The sequence below is a fragment of the Ruegeria sp. BE1 genome (assembly GCF_056538885.1).
This window is the reverse complement of record NZ_JBQFTY010000005.1, coordinates 247,581-265,580: the sequence shown is the minus strand read 5'-3', so window position 1 is coordinate 265,580 and position 18,000 is coordinate 247,581. Positions and strand designations below refer to the sequence as shown.

At 59.6% G+C, this 18,000-nt stretch carries 17 protein-coding genes; 16 read left to right on the top strand and 1 reads right to left on the bottom strand.

The window, feature by feature from the left end:
* Entirely contained in the window at positions 1-990 is a 990-nt protein-coding gene (locus ACR0J5_RS16105; protein WP_480655129.1) for a GlxA family transcriptional regulator, read from the top strand.
* 14 nt (positions 991-1,004) lie between these two features.
* On the opposite strand, the gene ACR0J5_RS16100 is transcribed toward ACR0J5_RS16105, so the two are convergent.
* Positions 1,005-1,877 carry a LysR family transcriptional regulator gene (locus ACR0J5_RS16100; RefSeq protein ID WP_480655128.1) on the bottom strand — a complete coding sequence of 291 codons (873 nt, stop codon included), beginning with the start codon at positions 1,875-1,877 and terminating at the stop codon, positions 1,005-1,007.
* Between the two features lie 134 nt (positions 1,878-2,011).
* On the opposite strand from ACR0J5_RS16100, the gene ACR0J5_RS16095 reads away from it, so the two are divergent.
* The 15 genes from ACR0J5_RS16095 to ACR0J5_RS16025 all read left to right on the top strand — a co-directional run bounded on the left by ACR0J5_RS16095 (position 2,012) and on the right by ACR0J5_RS16025 (position 17,980).
* Complete coding sequence (locus ACR0J5_RS16095; RefSeq protein ID WP_480655126.1) at positions 2,012-2,698, top strand: GntR family transcriptional regulator; 687 nt, start codon at positions 2,012-2,014, stop codon at positions 2,696-2,698.
* Entirely contained in the window at positions 2,695-2,991 is a 297-nt protein-coding gene (locus tag ACR0J5_RS16090) for a DUF1330 domain-containing protein (RefSeq protein WP_480655124.1), read from the top strand. Before ACR0J5_RS16095 ends, ACR0J5_RS16090 begins: the two co-directional genes overlap by 4 nt.
* Before the next feature lie 226 nt (positions 2,992-3,217).
* Positions 3,218-3,820 carry an amino acid synthesis family protein gene (locus ACR0J5_RS16085; RefSeq protein WP_480655122.1) on the top strand — a complete coding sequence of 201 codons (603 nt, stop codon included), beginning with the start codon at positions 3,218-3,220 and terminating at the stop codon, positions 3,818-3,820.
* Entirely contained in the window at positions 3,792-4,604 is an 813-nt protein-coding gene (locus tag ACR0J5_RS16080; protein ID WP_480655120.1) for an alpha/beta fold hydrolase, read from the top strand. The genes ACR0J5_RS16085 and ACR0J5_RS16080 overlap by 29 nt, the downstream gene beginning before the upstream one ends.
* Positions 4,601-5,521: a flavin reductase gene (locus tag ACR0J5_RS16075; protein WP_480655119.1), complete on the top strand. Its 921-nt coding sequence runs from the start codon at positions 4,601-4,603 to the stop codon at positions 5,519-5,521. The genes ACR0J5_RS16080 and ACR0J5_RS16075 overlap by 4 nt, the downstream gene beginning before the upstream one ends.
* A 4-nt stretch (positions 5,522-5,525) precedes the next feature.
* Entirely contained in the window at positions 5,526-6,563 is a 1,038-nt protein-coding gene (locus ACR0J5_RS16070) for an LLM class flavin-dependent oxidoreductase (RefSeq protein WP_480655117.1), read from the top strand.
* A 9-nt stretch (positions 6,564-6,572) separates the two neighbouring features.
* Positions 6,573-8,039: an aldehyde dehydrogenase gene (locus tag ACR0J5_RS16065; protein WP_480655115.1), complete on the top strand. Its 1,467-nt coding sequence runs from the start codon at positions 6,573-6,575 to the stop codon at positions 8,037-8,039.
* 260 nt (positions 8,040-8,299) lie between these two features.
* The gene (locus tag ACR0J5_RS16060) at positions 8,300-9,316 is read left to right on the top strand and encodes a substrate-binding domain-containing protein (RefSeq protein WP_480655113.1); all 1,017 of its coding nucleotides are present in this window, start codon (positions 8,300-8,302) and stop codon (positions 9,314-9,316) included.
* 90 nt (positions 9,317-9,406) lie between these two features.
* Positions 9,407-10,921 (top strand): sugar ABC transporter ATP-binding protein, encoded by a 1,515-nt coding sequence (locus tag ACR0J5_RS16055; protein ID WP_480655111.1) that lies wholly within the window; start codon positions 9,407-9,409, stop codon positions 10,919-10,921.
* Positions 10,918-11,931, top strand: a complete 1,014-nt coding sequence (locus tag ACR0J5_RS16050; protein WP_480655109.1) for an ABC transporter permease — start codon at positions 10,918-10,920, stop codon at positions 11,929-11,931. Before ACR0J5_RS16055 ends, ACR0J5_RS16050 begins: the two co-directional genes overlap by 4 nt.
* Positions 11,931-12,911 carry a sugar-binding transcriptional regulator gene (locus tag ACR0J5_RS16045; RefSeq protein ID WP_480655107.1) on the top strand — a complete coding sequence of 327 codons (981 nt, stop codon included), beginning with the start codon at positions 11,931-11,933 and terminating at the stop codon, positions 12,909-12,911. Before ACR0J5_RS16050 ends, ACR0J5_RS16045 begins: the two co-directional genes overlap by 1 nt.
* Positions 12,901-13,896: an aldo/keto reductase gene (locus ACR0J5_RS16040; protein ID WP_480655105.1), complete on the top strand. Its 996-nt coding sequence runs from the start codon at positions 12,901-12,903 to the stop codon at positions 13,894-13,896. The genes ACR0J5_RS16045 and ACR0J5_RS16040 overlap by 11 nt, the downstream gene beginning before the upstream one ends.
* Positions 13,897-13,927: 31 nt before the next feature.
* The gene (locus tag ACR0J5_RS16035; RefSeq protein ID WP_480655103.1) at positions 13,928-15,649 is read left to right on the top strand and encodes a glycerol-3-phosphate dehydrogenase/oxidase; all 1,722 of its coding nucleotides are present in this window, start codon (positions 13,928-13,930) and stop codon (positions 15,647-15,649) included.
* Entirely contained in the window at positions 15,640-16,482 is an 843-nt protein-coding gene (locus ACR0J5_RS16030) for a class I fructose-bisphosphate aldolase (protein WP_480655102.1), read from the top strand. Before ACR0J5_RS16035 ends, ACR0J5_RS16030 begins: the two co-directional genes overlap by 10 nt.
* The gene (locus tag ACR0J5_RS16025; RefSeq protein ID WP_480655100.1) at positions 16,475-17,980 is read left to right on the top strand and encodes an FGGY-family carbohydrate kinase; all 1,506 of its coding nucleotides are present in this window, start codon (positions 16,475-16,477) and stop codon (positions 17,978-17,980) included. Before ACR0J5_RS16030 ends, ACR0J5_RS16025 begins: the two co-directional genes overlap by 8 nt.
* Positions 17,981-18,000 lie beyond the last annotated feature (20 nt).

Here is an 18,000-nt window from a genome sequence, read left to right as displayed (position 1 = left end):
ATGGGTCGACCCGAGATCAGTTTTGCAGAGACCAGCGTCAGAGTGGCGGATCTGAACACGTTCATTTTCCTTCTGACGCCCGGATTTTCGGCACTTGAACTGGGCTCGGGCATCGATTCTTTGGGGGCGGCGAATGCCGCCTCTGGCCAGGCTGTTTTTGAGTGGAGCATCGTCAGCGAAACCGGCGCGCCAGTGACATCCTCATCAGGGATGACGGTGGCTGTTGACGGCCCGTTACCCAAGACGCGCCGCGGCGATTGCATTGTTATTTGCGGCCCGATGACCGTGGATCGAACCATTTCCAACGGTTTGAAATCCTGGCTGCGTCAGGCCGGTCGATTTGGCGTACAGCTTTGTGGTCTGGGGGGTGGCGCAAGCATCCTGGCCAGCGCGGGTGTGACGGCCGGTCAGCGGCTCAGCACCCATTGGAAACAGCAGCCGGTGATGATCGAACTGTTCCCAAGCGTCGAGGCCGTCTGCTCGGTCTATGAAGACGCCAGACCGATTGCAACCTGTGGCGGCGGGGTGACCACGCTGGATCTGTTTTCATCCATGATCACGCAGAAATGCGGGCAAACCGTCGCGTCTCAGGTGGCTGATGAGTTGTTGCACGCCTCGGTCCGTCTCAAGGATGGCAGGCAGACGCAGACCGATCTGTGCCGTTTGGGCACGCGCCACGAAAAGCTGGCCAGTGCAGTGACATACATCCACGACAATCTGGAATCGCCGCTGTCGCCAACATGGGTTGCGGAAACGGTCGGGCTGTCCACGCGGCAGCTTGAGCGATTGTTCCAGAAATATGTCGGAACCAGCCCCAAGAACTACATGACCCGTTTGCGGCTGGAGCGGGCGCGCACTCTGTTGCAGCAAACCGATATGCGGGTGCTGGATGTTGCGATTGCCTGTGGTTTTGCCTCGGCGGACCATTTCTCAAAATGCTTCCGCAAGCATTTCGGGTTCTCACCTCATTCGTTGCAGCAGGCGGCCTGACAGGGTCGCTGACCTTACTCGCACAGGAAATCGACAAACCGCCGCGCCAGGCTTTGACGGCGCGAGCTTCCGGCCCAAACGGCTTGAATCGTTAGCTTGGGCAAGGACCAGTCCGGCAACAAATGCTGTAAGGCCCCCGAGGCCAGTTCATCCCCGATCAGTGTCACGGGCAGGTATCCAAACCCCACACCGGCCAGCGTTCCCGCCTTGGCGGCCAGAATGCTCTGAACGCTTAGCTGGCTGACATCCAAGGTGACGTTTTCGACTTTTTTTGCCCGGGTCAGTGTGAACACATCCCCAGCGGGTCCCATGGATACGAAGGGCATCGGCTCAAGATCTTGGGGCAAAATGACGGGCCCGTGACGCAGTAGGAAATCAGGGGTTGCCGTGAACACGTGTTGAACCGAGCCGATTTTCCTGCGGGTCAGGTTCGAATCCGGCAGGTCACCGACGCGGATGGCCAGATCAAAAGAGTCCGCAACCAGATCCTTGATGTGATCGGTGTATTCCAAGGTCAGGGCAACATTGGGATAACGGCGGACAAATTCCATCACCCGCGCCTCTAGTTTGGGGTCGGGGACAAAGGCGGGAAGGGCAATCCGCAATGCGCCTGCGATATGATCCGATCCGGCTTCGATCCGCTGGATGGCCAGTTCGATGCCCTCAAGCCCGCGTTGGGCGGCTTCGAACAATTGGCGTCCGTTTTCTGACAGGGTCAGCTTGCGCGTGGTTCTGTGGATCAGCGTCTCGCCCATCTCATCCTCAAGCCGCGAGATATGGTGGCTGATGACTGAAGGTGTAACGCCCAACTGCTTGGCCGCTTTGACAAAAGCGCCGGTTTGTCCCACGGCGACAAAGGCGATAAGGCTTTGAGCATATCGATACATTCGCTCATTATGTCGAAGAATAACATCAGATAAAGTAAGAAAACCGGCTAAACCAAAGACAACACGGAACGCCATAATATGGTATGCTGAATCCAGCTTGTCTTACCGATGCGCCGCAACTAGAAATCTGGACTATGACCACTCCCAAGCTGTCCAAGATCGACCATCAGCCGGCCACCTTGCGGGATATGGTTCAAGAGCGGATGCGCGAAGCCATTGTCGAGGGTGTGTTTCAGCCGGGTGAGCGTCTGGTTGAACGCCCGCTGTGCGAACAGCTTGGGGTCAGCCGTACCGTCATTCGGGAAACGATCCGATACCTTGAGGCCGAAGGGCTGGTGGAAATCCTGCCGGGCCACGGCCCGATTGTCGCGTCGATGAGCTGGGATGACGCCCGGCAAATCTATGGTATTCGCCGTCTTTTAGAAACCGCCGCGGCCCGGCAATGTGCGCAGAATATCGATAGCGATATCTCTCGCAAACTGGGGGCTGCGCTGAAACGTCTGCAAAAGGAATCTGTGGGCAAAACGCGGGGGGCTTTGTTCCGTGCGACCTCGGATTTCTATCAAGAGATTTTTCAGGGCGCGGGTCATCACATTGCGTGGGAAATTGTTCAACGTCTGAACGGGCGGATTAGCAGGTTGCGCATGTTGACGCTTACATCTGATGACCGAACCCGCCCCGGTATCGCGTATATGGAAGAGATTTGCGAGGCGGTCATATCCGGCGATCCCGATGCGGCCCACAAAGCCGTTGAATGCCATCTGGACGAGGCGGCCTCGGTCGCCGAACGCGTTTTTGCCATGGAAGAAACTGAGAAATGACAGATCAGCCCAAAGGCTATTGGATCGCCAATGTTACCGTAACCGACCCTGATGCCTATTCCGAATATCAGGCACTCGCACCGGAGGCATTCAAAGTCTATGGGGGTCGGTTTCTGGCGCGCGGCGAGGCTGAAACCCTTGAAGGTCGCGCGTGGCAACGCCGGGTCATCATCGAGTTTGACAGTATCGAGCAGGCACGTGCGTGCTACAATTCGGCCCAGTATCGTGCCGCGCGCGAAAAACGCGCAGGGGCTTGTCAGGCCGATATCGCCCTGATTGAGGGCTTGTTGTGATGTGATCGGTCGTTGCCTGTCTTGGGCGACGTTACACTGTGAAATCCCTCACCTGAAAGACTAGACAGTTTTTGCGTTTCAGACTTCTGAGCGGTCGCGCGCGCTTACCTTCTTGCATGGCTTTCCCTTTGGTTTCACCGGGTGGCAATGACTCTGGAATTGACATTTGGCATGATGGTATACCATCTTACTGAAGCAAGAATCTTCCTGTGATGGAGCCACAGCAATGCCGGCCGAAATTCGAAAAACACTGTTGCATGTCGAAGAGACTTTGATCGAAGGTGGCAAAACCGCCGAGACGCCGCTGAAGATGATCGCGGCGATAGCCGTGATCAGGAACCCTTGGGCTGGTCAGGGTTTTGTCGAAGACTTGCGCCCTGCGATCCATGATTGCGCGCCGGGTCTGGGTGAGCTGCTGACCGGGATGATCCTGGATGCGGCGGGTGGCGGCGACAAAGTCGAAGGCTATGGCAAATCGGCTATCGTCGGCGTGAATGGCGAGGTCGAGCATGCCTCGGCCCTCATCCACACGCTGCGGTTCGGCAACCATTATCGTGAGGCGGTGGGCGCGAAATCCTATCTGGCCTTCACCAATACGCGCGGTCCCGCGAATGCGCCGCTGCAAATCCCGCTGATGGACAAGAACGATGGCGGCAGGCGCAGCCACTACCTGACCATTCAGCTTTCGGTCGCCGATGCGCCCGCGCCGGATGAGATCGTGATCGCCTTGGGCGCTTCGATCGGTGGACGTCCGCATCACCGCATCGGAGATCGCTATCAGGACCTCAAGGAACTGGGCCATGACGTCGACAACCCTGCAGCTGTCTAAGCCTTACGGGTGTGTGACCTACCGGCAGGCGGGGCAGGGCGCCCCGCTGGTTCTGATCCATGGCGTGGGCATGCAGTCTGCCGCCTGGCAGCCGCAGATCGAGGCGTTTTCAGCGCAATACCGCGTCATTGCGCTGGATATGCCGGGCCATGGGGGCAGCGACGCGTTGTCCGGTGAGCCTCAGCTGCCGGATTATGTGGCGTGGCTGCATGCGGTCGTTGCCGCGCTGGATTTGGGTCCGATCTATTTGGCGGGTCACTCGATGGGTGCGCTGATATCGGGTGGGTATGCTGTGTCCTATCCACAGATGGTTGCACGTGTTGCCCTGCTGAACGGCGTGTTTCGCCGCACGCAGGCCGCCCGCGATGCGGTCACAGCCCGCGCGCATCAGATCCGCAAGGGCAGCTTTGATCTGGAAACGCCGCTGAAACGGTGGTTCGGTGATACCCCGATGGAACAGGACGCCCGCGCCAAGGTCGCGGGCTGGCTGTCTTCGGTGAACCTCAAAGGTTACGCGGATGCGTATGGGGCCTTTGCGGCCGGGGATAAGGAATATGCGGATGGGTTTTCTGATATCCGCTGCCCGCTGCTGGCGTTGACCGGCGCGCTGGACCCGAACTCGACACCTGACATGGCGCAGGCCATGGCCGATGCCGCGCCATTGGGGCGCGCTGCCGTCATTGAAGGTGAGCGTCATATGGTCAATCTGACTGCGCCGGAACAGGTCAATGCGATACTGTTCGATTGGTTGCAGGCCCCGATAGAGGAAAAGGAAACGGCATGACAGGTTTTGACCCGCGCGCGTTGAGAAACGCGTTTGGCACGTTCATGACCGGCGTTACGGTCGTGACCACCCATGACGAGGACGGCAATCCGCTGGGCTTTACCGCGAACTCGTTCAGTTCGGTGTCGCTGGATCCGGCGCTGGTGTCGGTCTGTCTGGCCAACAGTTCCCGGAACTATGAGGCGTTTGCCAATGCCAAGGGCTTTGCCGTCAATATCCTGTCTGAATCGCAAAAGGATGTGTCCAACACCTTTGCCCGCCCGGTCGAAGATCGCTTTGCCGCCGTGGACTGGCACCCCGGTCCCGTAGGGTCGCCCGTGTTCGAGGGCGTCTCGGCCTGGTTTGACTGCGCGACCTTCAAAACGGTCGAGGCCGGGGATCATCTGATCCTGATCGGCAAGGTCGAAGCCTTTGACACCTCGACCGCGCCGGGGCTGGGTTATGCCCGTGGTGCCTATGTCACCCCGGCGGCTGAAGCCGAAGCGCTGAGCCAGAGCACGAACCTGATCGTATCCGCGCTGATCGAGCGTGAGGGCAAGGTGCTGCTGATCGGCAATGATCAGGGGCGATTGACCCTGCCCGAAACCAGAACCGGAAAGAACGGGGCCACCGCCGCCCTGACCCGTCTGATCGAGCAATGCGGCGTCAGTGCCGATCCGGGGTTCATCTATTCCGTCTACGAAGATGAAGCGCGCGAACAACAGCACATCTCTTTCCTGTGTCAGGCGGCCGAGGGCGAACCCACCCAAGGCACCTTTACCGAGCTGACCGAAACCACCCTGATGGACATCGCCGATGCCGCGATGTGCACCATGCTTGAACGGTTCGCTCAGGAAAGCCGCATGGGCAATTTCGGGGTTTATCTTGGCAATCAGGTCAGCGGCAAAGTCCGCCCGATCTCATCTGAAAAAGAGTAACGCAATGAAGTTTTCGCTTTTTGCACATATGGAGCGCATCGATCCGAAGGAAGATCAGAAACAGCTTTATGAGGAGTTCGTGCAGCTGTGTCAGATCGCGGATGAGGCCGGGTTCAGCTCGGTCTGGACGGGTGAGCATCACGGGATGAATTTCACCATCGCGCCGAACCCCTTCATCAATCTGGTGGACCTTGCCAACAAGACCAAAAATGTGCGCCTGGGCACCGGCACGGTGATCGCACCCTTCTGGCATCCGATCCGTCTGGCGGGTGAGGCGGCGATGACGGATCTGATCACCGATGGCCGGTTGGAGCTGGGTATCGCGCGCGGGGCCTATTCCTTTGAGTATGAGCGCATGATGCCGGGTATGGACGCGTGGGAGGCCGGGCTGCGCATGCGCGAGCTGGTTCCGGCTGTTCAGAAGCTCTGGGCCGGGGATTATGCGCATGACGGAGAGTTCTGGCAGTTCCCCAAAACCACCGCTGCGCCCGAGCCGGTTCAACAGGGCGGCCCGCCGATATGGGTCGCCGCACGGGACCCTAACAGCCATGAATTTGCCGTGTCGAAAGGCTGCAATGTGCAGGTGACACCGCTGTGGAACGGCGACCCCGAGATTGAATCGCTGATGGGCAAGTTCAACGACGCCTGCGCCAAGTTCCCCGATCAGCCGCGCCCCAGCATCATGTTGCTATTGCACACGTATGTCGCCAGCGATGCCGAGGATGCGAAACAGGCGGCGGTGGAATTGAACCGGTTTTACAACTATTTCGGTGCCTGGTTCATGAACAAGCGCGAGATCAACCAGGGCCTGATGGACCCGTTGACGGATGAAGACATCGCCGCGCATCCGTTCTATACGCCCGAAGCAATTCAGCGCGATCTGGCCATCGGCACCGCTGACGAACTGGTCGCGCGGCTCAAGAAATACGAGGCCATGGGATATGATGAGTATTCCTTCTGGATCGACAGCTCGATGCCGTTTGAGCGCAAGAAAGCCTCGCTTGAGCGGTTCATCTCGGACGTGATGCCCGCCTTTCAGTAAGGACAGTTTATGCAACAGTTTCAGCAGTATATCGACGGTGCCTTCTCGGACGGGGCCGCGCAGTTCGAAAGCAAGGACCCGGCAACAGGCCAGCCATGGGCGTTGATGCCCGAGGCCCGTGCCGAGGATGTGAACCGGGCGGTTGATGCTGCTGAGCGGGCATTTTTTGATCCCGAATGGGCCAACATGACAGCGACGCAGCGGGGCAAGCTTTTGCTGCGCCTGTCAGAGCTGATCGCTGAAAATGCACAGCAATTGGCCGAGCTTGAAACCCGCGACACCGGCAAGATCATTCGCGAGACATCAGCCCAGATCGCTTATGTCGCCGAATATTACCGGTACTACGCAGGGCTGGCTGACAAGATCGAAGGGGCGTTTCTGCCGATCGACAAGCCGGACATGCAGGTTTGGCTGCGGCGTGAACCTGTGGGCGTCGTGGCGGCGGTGGTGCCGTGGAACTCGCAACTGTTCCTGTCGGCGGTCAAGATCGGACCGGCTTTGGCGGCGGGTTGCACCGTTGTTCTGAAGGCCAGCGAGGAAGGCCCCGCGCCGATGCTGGAATTCGCCCGTATCTTTGATCAGGCGGGGTTCCCAAAGGGTGTTTTGAATATCATCACCGGGTTCGGGCCTGACTGCGGTTCGGTCCTGACCAGCCATCCGAAAGTGGCCCATGTGGCCTTTACCGGTGGCCCCGCGACCGCGCGCCATATCGTGCGCAATTCGGCAGACAATCTGGCCTCGACCTCGCTGGAGCTGGGCGGCAAATCCCCGTTCATCGTGTTTGAAGACGCAGACCTTGATAGTGCTGTGAATGCGCAAGTCTCGGGGATTTTCGCGGCCACCGGGCAAAGCTGTGTGGCCGGTTCGCGCCTTGTGATCCAGCGCTCGATCAAGGACGAATTTCTGGCCCGGCTGAAGGAAAAGGCCGAAAACGTGGTGATCGGATCACCGCAGGACATGGCGACCGAGGTTGGTCCGCTGTGCACCTTGCGGCAGCGCGACCATGCGTTGGACCTGATTGACCGATCCGTTGCGCAGGGCGCGCGGCTGGTCACAGGCGGGCAGGTGCCTGAGGGCGGGGGATATTTTTTCCCGCCGACCATTCTGGATTGCACCGACGCCCCCGACGCGCCCTGCGTGACAGATGAATTCTTTGGCCCGGTTCTATCGGTCCTCAGCTTTGACACCGAGGTCGAGGCGCTGGACATCGCCAATGACACGCAGTTCGGTCTGGCCTCGGGCCTCTTCACCCGCGATTTGACCCGCGCGCATCGGATGATGCGGGGCATTCGTGCGGGCATCGTTTGGGTCAACACCTACCGCGCCGTCAGCCCGATTGCGCCGTTTGGCGGCTTTGGCCTGTCCGGGCATGGGCGTGAGGGCGGCGTTGAGGCCGCGCTTGAATACACCAAGACCAAGGCGGTCTGGTTGCGCACCAGCGACGATCCGATCCCGGACCCCTTCGTGATGCGATAGGTTTGCGCGCCAGCGCTTCACTTCAGCATAAGCGATTGTAAGCCGGTCCTGTGGGGCCGGCTTTAATGCGCTGCCCGCAGTGTGTGAATGAAATTTATTTCACGCCAAAAGAAAAAAATCAAACTTTGTTGACGGACCTCTTGAGCGGTCATTATGACTTGCGTTATGCAATAAGAAGCATGACGTGAAATTTCTTGCGGATGTTCGTTTTGGAGGATGAAAACGACGCCAAAGCAAGAACGCACTCTGGGAGGAGTCCAATGAAATTCAATAAAACCAACAGTGTTATTGCATCTGCTGCCATTGCGGTGGCTGGTCTGACAGCTGCACCCGCCTCGGCCGAGGGGATCATGTGTGAACCGGGCGAGACTTATATCATGAATGTCATGGTCTCGGGTCATCCCTATTGGGTTCCGGTCTATCAGGGCTTTAAACAGGCTGCCGAGGCCTTTGGGTGCGAGACCGTGTTCTCAGGGACGCCGGATTATGACATCACCAAACAGATCGCCTCTTTCGAGCAGGATCTGGTGAAATCACCCGCCGGTGTTCTGTTGCACCCGATGCAGTCCGACCCGTTCATCGAGCCGATCAACCGTGCCATCGAAAACGGCACCGAGATCGTGACCTTTGCCGCTGACAGCCCCAATTCCAACCGCACCGGCTATATCACTTCGGACAACCATGCCGAGGCAAAGTTCGCAGCGGAAGAGATCGTCAAGCAGGTGGGTGACAGCGCTGAATATGCGGTTCTTGAGAACCCGGGTCAGTCGAACCATGACCTGCGCGTGACCTCGCTGATCGCGTATATGGAAGCGAACTATCCGAACATGAAACTGGTTGGCCGTCAGGCGACAAACCAGGACAGCAACGCCGCATATCGTGCGACGGCCTCGATCATTCAGGCCAATCCGAATGTGGCCGCGATCTGGATTCCCGAGGCGGGCTCGGCCGAGGGTGCGGTTGCTGCAAAGCTTGAGGCCGGATCAGACATTTTGATCATGCACGCGGACGTGACGCCCACCACGCTGGAGCATATCCGCGCGGGCAACATCCACATGTCGCTGAACCCGAACCAGGGCGTGCAGGGCTTCATGGGGTTCATGGCAGTGCATCTGGCCAATCGTTCGGACATCTTCGATCCGTTCAACGACTGGAAGACCAGCGGTTTCAACCCGGTTCAGATCCCGTTCATGGATAATGGCTTTGCCGTCATCACCAAGGACAATGCCGACAGCTTTGACCTGAACGTCTACATGGAAGGCCGCGATCCGGCCTGATCGGGACCCTCCCCAGCGAGCCGCCCGCGCAGTTCCTATGTCCGCGGGCGGTTCCAGCAACGAATAAGAAACACCCAAGAAGGTGCTGCCATGCAAGACGACGTGATCCTTCAGATATCGAACCTCAGCAAATCCTTTGGCCCGGTCAAAGCGCTGCGCGGAATCGATTTCGAACTGCGCAAGGGGGAAATCCACGCGATTGCAGGGGAAAACGGCGCAGGCAAGTCGACCTTGATGAACGTGATCGACGGGATTTTGCAACCGGACAGCGGCCAGATCATTTTGGATGGCAAGCCGGTCAAAATCTCGTCGCCCACAATGGCACAGCAACTGGGCATCGGCTTTGTGCATCAGGAAATCGCACTGTGCCCGGATGTGTCGGTGGCCGAGAACATTTTCATGGCCAAGACCAATGTCAGCCGGTCGTGGCTGATGGATTACCGCAAGCTGGAACGCGACGCGGTCGAGGTGTTCCGCCAGCTCAGCGACATTGATCCTTCGGTGCTGGTGAAAAACCTTTCGATCTCGAACCAGCAGCTGGTTGAGATCGCCAAGGCCCTGACGCTGGATTGCCGCATTCTGATCCTGGACGAACCCACAGCCGCACTCACGGAAACCGAGGCGCAGACCCTGTTTGGGATCATGCGCAAACTGGCGGATCAGGGGATTTCGATCATCTATATCTCGCACCGGATGGTTGAGATATTCGACAATTGCGACCGGGTATCCGTGTTCCGCGATGGTCAGCATATCGTCACCAACAATGTCGCCGATATTCAGCCCAGCGATGTGGTCAACGCGATGGTCGGGCGGGTGATCGACAATCTGTATCCCGAAAAGCAGGATGTGCCGTCGGATGAGGTCATCCTTGACGTGCGCAACCTGACCGAGACGACGCGCTTCCGCGATGTGAGTTTTTCGCTGAAAAAAGGTGAAATTCTGGGCATTGCGGGCCTGATCGGCGCTGGCCGCAGCGAGATCGTCAAAGGTATCTGCAAGCTTGAGGGCGACGTGACCGGTCAGGTCTGGCTGAACGGCGAAGAGCTGAAGCTGCGCAACTATCAGGACAGTATCGCCAGGGGGATGGTGTACTTGTCCGAGGACCGCAAAGGGGATGGCGTGTTCCTTGACCTGCCCATCGCCGCCAACATCTCGGCCCTGAAACTTGAACAGGTGGCCAACGGGATCGGTCTGATCCAGTCGGGCACAGAAGAGGCGCAGGCCGAGGCGTTGGGGCGCAAGCTGAACCTCAAATGCGGGTCATTGAGCGACCCGGTGTCGTCCCTGTCAGGGGGCAATCAGCAAAAGGTGGCGCTGGCCAAGATGCTCTCGGTCAATCCGCGCCTGATCTTTCTGGATGAACCGACCCGCGGGGTCGATGTGGGCGCAAAGTCCGAGATTCACCGTATTCTGCGCGATCTGGCCACAGACGGCGTGGGGATCGTGGTGATCTCGTCCGAGCTGCCCGAACTGATTGGTGTCTGTGACCGGGTGCTGGTGGTGCGCGAAGGGCGCATCAGCGGGCAGGTCACGGGCGATGAGATGACAGAAGAAAACATCATGCACCTTGCCTCGGTCCTGGACACGCAGGCCACGGTCGCATGAGCGGAGAAACGAAAATGGACAACACCGTGAACCTGAACCAAGCAGGTGCGACCGACAGCACACCCCCCCTGAAGCGCTTGTTTCGGATGCGGGAAACCGGGCTGATCGTCATCATCCTGGCGCTGTTTGTCATCATGTCCTTTGCCTCGCCGTATTTCCTGACCTGGGCGAATATGCGGGCGATGTCGATGGCCTTTGCCGTCGATGGTCTGCTGGTGATCGGAATGACGATCCTGCTGATTTCCGGGGGCATTGACCTGTCAGTGGGCTCGGTGACCGCGCTGGCGATGGTGATTGCGGGGTGGCTTTTTCTGAGCGGGATTGATCCCTGGGTGGCATCGGCCATGGCGATTGCGCTGTGTACGGGGATCGGCGCTTTCATGGGGTTCTTTGTGACCCGCGTGGGCCTGCACCACTTCATCGTATCGCTGGCGATCATGGTGATTGCGCGCGGTGCCTGCCTGCTGTTCACCGGGGGACGACCTCTGGGCCTTTATACCCTGCCGCCCGAGTTCAAGTTCATCGGGCAGGGGTCCATCGGGCCGATCCCGATTGTGATCATCATTTTCCTGGTCTTTGTGATTGCCTTTGATTTCATGCTGCGCCGGACAACCATGTTCCGCAAAGTGTTCTACACCGGCAGCAACGAAAAGGCCGCCGCCTATTCCGGCATCCGCACCAAAAAGGTGATCTTTCTGACCACCACCCTGTGTTCAACCCTGTGTGGCGTGGCTGGCATCATCTACATGGCCCGGTTCGGCTCAGCCCAACCTACGTTTGGACTGGGGCTGGAGCTGACCATCATCGCCGCTGCCGTGATCGGCGGGGCCAGCCTGAATGGTGGCTCGGGCTCGATCCTTGGGGCAATTCTGGGCGTGATCCTGCTGTCGCTGGTGTCCAGTTCGCTGGCGCTGCTGGATGTGTCGGTCTACTGGCAGGACATCATTCGCGGCTCGATCCTGCTGGCGGCGGTGACCATCGACCATTACCTGAACAAAAGGCGCGGGTGATGGTCGAAAAGAAGAAAGACTTTGAACTGATCCGGCAGATTCACACCGTTCTGGTCCTGCATTACCTTGAGGGCAAGAAACAGGCCGACATTGCCCGCGATCTGAACCTGTCGAATTCCAAGGTCAACCGCCTGATCACGCAGGGCCGCAAGATGGGCATGGTCAAGATCGACGTGGAAAGCCCGTTCGATGCCCTGATGGATATTGAACGGAACCTGACCAAGCTGACCGGGCTGAGCGATGCGATTGTCACGCCCTCGGTCGCGGGCAGCGCCGAGACGACCTTGCAACAGGTCGGCCGTGCCGCCGCCAGCCATCTGGTGGAAACGCTGCGCGACGGGGACGTCATCGCGATCACCGGCGGTAAGGCGGTCAGTGCCACGGTTGAGGCGTTGGAGGCCGAGCGCGCCTTTGACGTCACCGTGGTGCCGCTGACCGGGGGCATTCAGGGCAAGTATTACACGGATGTGAACCATCTGGCGACGCGGATGGCGGATCGGTTGGGCGGGCAGACCATGCTGCTGCACGCGCCCCTCTTTGCCGAAAGCCGCGATCAGCGGGATATGCTGACACAGGTCTCATCCATCCGCGAGGTGATGGATCTGGCCCGTCGCGCCAATGTTGCGCTGGTGGGGATCGGATCGATCGAGCCTGAGGGTTCCAGCTATTACGACCTGCATCCGGTGCCCGAGGCCGACCGCAAGATGCTGATGGGCATGGGCGTGATCGGAGAGTTTCTGGCCCATCTGATCCACATCGACGGGTCGGTGTCGAACTATGCGCTGAATTCGCGGCTGGTGTCGGTGGCCCCGCCTGATCTGGCGCAATGCACCCGGGTGATCGGGGTCAGCGCGGGCGCGCAAAAAGTGCTGCCAATCAAGGCCGTGCTGAATGGCAAATTTCTCAATTCGCTGATCCTGGACGAAGAGACAGCGACCGCAGTCATACAGGAAATGGAAGGAACACGGGATGTCGCATGAGATGCTGACACGAGAAATCGGAGCATCCGGGATCGAGGCCTCGGTCATCGGTCTGGGTACATGGGCCATCGGCGGCTGGATGTGGGGCGGCACGGATGAGGCTAAGTCCATCGCCGCGATTCAGGCGTCGGTCGATGCGGGCGTAACGCTGATCGACACGGCCCCCGCCTATGGGCAGGGTGTGGCCGAGGATATTGTCGGCAAGGCGCTGAAAGGCCGCCGCGATCAGGTGGTTCTGGCCACCAAATGCGGGCTGGTCTGGCATACGCAGAAGGGCAACCACTTCTTCGACTATGACGGAAAGCCGGTACATCGCTACCTGGGCAAGGACGCGATTATCCATGAGGTCGAACAAAGCCTGACCCGTCTGGGCACCGACTATATCGACCACTACATCACCCACTGGCAGGACCCGACCACCCCCATCGCTGAGACGATGGAGGCGCTGGAGACCCTGAAACAGCAGGGCAAGATCCGATCCATCGGGGCCAGCAATACCTCGGTCGATGAGGTCAAAGCCTATGTCGCCGCCGGTCAGTTGGATGCGATTCAAGAAGAATACTCGATGGTCAAGCGTGACATCGAGGGCACGCTGCTGCCAGTCTGTCGTGAGAATGGCGTGTCGGTCCTCAGCTATTCCTCGCTGGCGCTGGGGCTGCTCAGCGGCAAGATCGGGCCGGATCGTGAATTCACGGGCGATGATCAGCGCAAGGACAACCCGCGCTTTTCCATGGCCAACCGGCAGAAGGTCGCGGACCTGATGGAGACCATCGCACCGATTGCCGAAGCGCATGGCGCGACGCTGGCCCAAACGGTCATCGCGTGGACAGTTCAGCAGCCCGGCATCACCTTTTCGCTGTGCGGGGCGCGCGATGCGGCGCAGGCGGTCGAGAATGCAAAGGCAGGGCTATTGCGCCTGTCCGAGACCGAGATCGCCGAGATCAATCGCCAGGCCGTTTCGCATCTGAGCGATCTGGACAGCTAAGCCTATCTGCCGCGTCAAGAACGGGATCGTCATGTCAGACCAAAGACAGAAAAACCTGACAAAACTGCGTGGCGATGCGGTGTTTGATGCGGTCGTGATCGGCGGTGGCGTCAACGGGATCGGTGTCTATCGCGAGCTGGCTTTGCAGGGGCTGCGGGTGCTGTTGGTCGAGCGCAATGATTTTGCCTCGGGCTGCAGTGCGGCCCCGTCCCGAATGATCCATGGCGGGTTGCGCTATCTGGAAAATGGTGAGTTTGATCTGGTGCGGGAATCCCTGCGCGAGCGTGACGCGCTTTTGCTGAACGCGCCGCATATGGTTCAGCCCCTGCCGACGGTGATCCCGATCACTTCTGTCTTTTCGGGTATGTTCAATGCAGCGGCCAGTTTCTTTGGCTGGCAAGGCAAACCCTCAAGCCGGGGGGCGGTGCCGATCAAACTGGGCCTTTCGCTATATGACTGGGTGACGCGCAAACGGCGTGTTCTGCCGAAACACCATTTCAACAGCGCTGCGCGCACGCGACAGGACTGGCCCGAGCTGACCCCCAAAGCCACGCGGTCGGCGGTTTATTACGACGCGCAGATCACCCATCCTGAACGGCTGTGTCTTGAGATGATCCGCGATGTCGAGGCCGCCGAGCCAGAGTGCATCGCGCTCAACTACGCGGAAATGACCAAGGTGGGCGACAGCTATGCCGTCACCGACCGACGCAGCGGTCAGGCGATGCGGATTGTACCCAAGGTGATCGTGAACGCCACGGGCGCCTGGCTGGACGACACGACGCGCGACCTGGGGGGTGCTGTCAATGAGCAGATGGTTTCGGGCACCAAAGGCTCGCACCTGATTATCGACAACCCGGCCCTGTTGCAGGCGCTTGGCGGGCATATGGTTTACTTTGAGAACACCGATGGGCGCGTCTGCATCGTGTTTCCCTATCAGGGCAAAGTTCTGGCCGGATCGACCGATATTCGCGTCGACAAGGCCGCGCGGGTGCGGTGTGAGCCGGAAGAGGCCGACTATATCCTCGGATCTCTGGGCCTTGTCTTTCCCGGCGTTGAGATTGCGCCGGATCAGGTGGTCTTTAGCTATAGCGGCATCCGACCCCTGCCGCGCAGCGATCAGGACTTCACCGGGCGGATTTCGCGCGGCCACGACACGCGTCGGTTGGACGGGGACGTGCCGCAATTCTGCATGGTGGGTGGCAAATGGACCACGTTCCGCGCCTTTGGTGAGCAGACGGCGGATGAGGTGCTGGCCGAGCTGGGGAAACAACGGAAAACCACGACCCTTGGGCTGGCTATCGGAGGAGGGGCGCAATTCCCCGACAACACAGCCACCCTTCGGAAAAGGCTGATGGATGAGTTCGGCATCTCAGCCGATCGTGTGCAGCATCTGATCGCGCATTACGGCACGCAGGCCAGAGATGTGGGGCGGTTCTGCCAGACAGCGCCGGACGCGCCGTTGGATGAGGGCTGCCCATATACCGAGGCCGAGATCGTTTGGCTGATGCGCACCGAATTTGTGGAAACGCTGTCGGACATTGTCCTGCGGCGCACCGCGCTGGCCATCACGGGCCAGATTTCAGCGGCTCTGCTGGACAGGTTGGGCGGCATGTTCGCCAAGGAACGCGGCCTCAGCCCGCAAGAGATCACCGATCAGACTCAAACCCTGATCCATGAATTGTCCGAGTTTTATGGCGTGTCCGCCGAGGCTCTGACCGCACGAAACAAGGAACGGAGAACAGAATGCGCGTAAGCACCAAGGCCCGGATGAACCGGATGTTTACCAATGGGGGCTGTCTGGACGTGGCGATTGACCACGGGGTCTGCAACGAGCCCAGCTTTATGGTCGGGCTTGAGGATATGGCAGGCGTGATGGACACGCTGATCGGGGCCAAGCCGGACGCGATCCAATGTGCCTATGGTCAGGCCGACCTGCTGCAATCGCGGCCCGAAAAGGACAAGCCCGCGCTGGTGATGCGGATCGACATGGGCAACCCCTATAACGATCAGCGCCACCGGGTCATGTGGTCGATGCTGCAAAACGCGGATGAGCCGATCATCGGCGCGCTGGAAATGGATGCAGCCGCCGTGGTGGTGAACCTCTTCATGCTGCCCGATGAGCCGGAACTGTTCCGCCAATGCGTCGAAAACATCAGCAAGGTGCGCGCGGCCTGTCACAAGTACGGGATGCCGTTGATGATTGAACCTCTGGTCATGCTGCCCAACGATGTGCGGGGTGGCTATCAGGTGGATGGCAATGCGGAAAAGATCGTGACGCTGGTGCGTCTGGCCTCGGAAATGGGGGCGGATATTATCAAGGCGGATCCTACTGAGAACCCCGAGGATTTCCACCGCGTGATCGAAGCTGCGCGCGTACCGGTTCTGGTGCGCGGCGGCGGCAAGGAAGACCTGAAGAACGTGCTGATGAAATCCGCCGCCCTGATGGCGCAGGGCGCGCAGGGGATGGTCTATGGCCGCAACATCTATCAGCATGACAACCCCAAGGCCGTGGTGGCGGCGCTGATGGCGATGATCCACAACGGGGCCAGCGGCGAAGAAGCGTGGGACATCTATAACCGTGGCTAAGAACGGGTATATTCTGGGACTGGATGCGGGGAACACGGTCATCAAGGCCGTGCTCTTCGATCTGAACGGGCAGCCGGTGGCGATGCAGGCGCTGGACGGGCAGTCCTCGACCCCGCAACCGGGGCATGTGGAACGTGACCTGAACGAGCTCTGGTCGAATGCACGGCAGGTGATCGCCGGATGTATCGAAGAGGCCGGGATCACGCCTGATCAGATCATCGGCGTCGGCTGTGCCGGGCATGGCAACGGGCTGTACCTGCTGGACAAGGCGGGTGCGCCCTTGGTGGGCATTCAATCGCTGGATACCCGCGCGGCTGAGATGGCCGGGGAATTGTCCGAGGCTGCAGGCGATGCGCTGCATGCGATCTGTCTGCAAAAGCCGTGGCCATCGCAAACTCCGGTTCTGCTGGCCTGGATCAAACGACACCGGCCCGAGATTTATGCCCAAACCGGCACGGTTATGCTGTGCAAGGATTTCATCACCTACAAACTGACCGGTGAGCGGGTCAGCGACATCTCGGACATGTCGGGCTGTGGCCTGACGCGCATGCCGGACGGTACCTATGATGACGGTCTGCTGGCCCTGTACGGTCTGGGCGATGCTGGGGACATGCTGCCCCGGCTGATCGACCCCGCAGATATCGCCGGAACAGTCACACCCGAGGCGGCAGAGGCCACGGGTCTGGCCGCAGGCACACCGGTGATCGGAGGCTATTTTGACGTGGTGTCCAGCGCCATGGGCTCGGGCGTTGTCCGTGCCGGAGAAGCCTCGATCATCGCAGGGACCTGGAGCATCAATCAGGTGTTCTCGGACGCGCCTGCCGTCAATGACGACCTGTTCATGGTGTCAGGCTTTGGGCCAAACCGGTTTGTGAACATCGAATCCAGCGCCACATCGGCGGCAAATCTGGAATGGTATGTGCGCGAATTCGTCGAACGCGGCGCGCACCACGATGACCCGTTCGGCTATTGCAACGCCAAGGTGGCCGAGGTCACCCCCGCATCGGATGATCCGTTCTTTCACCCGTTCCTTTATGGTTCGGGGCAGGGGGCCGCGTTCCGGGGCGGGTTCTATGGCCTTGCGGGCTGGCATGGCGAAGGCCACATGCTGCGCGCCCTGTTCGAAGGCGTACTGTTCGAACATCGCCGCCATGTCGAGGTTCTGCAGGCCGCAGACGTTCGTTTTGACCGCGCTGTCCTTTCGGGTGGCGGATCGCGCAGCCCGGTCTGGCCGCAGATGTTTGCCGATTGTCTCGGTGTTCCGATCTATGTGGCCGAGGCGCAGGAGACCGGCGCGTTGGGCGCGGCCATCGGGGTCTCGGTGGCGACGGGCACTTACGGGTCCTACGAAGAGGCGATTGGCCAGATGACCCGCCGCAAATCCGAGTTTCTGCCAGATGCGGCAATGCAGGCCCATTATGACACGCGATACGCGCAGTATCTGGCTTTGATTCAGGCCATGCGCGGGTTTTGGGATAGCGTTCCAAAGGCGGATTAAGTGTATATTCGCGCCAGCGC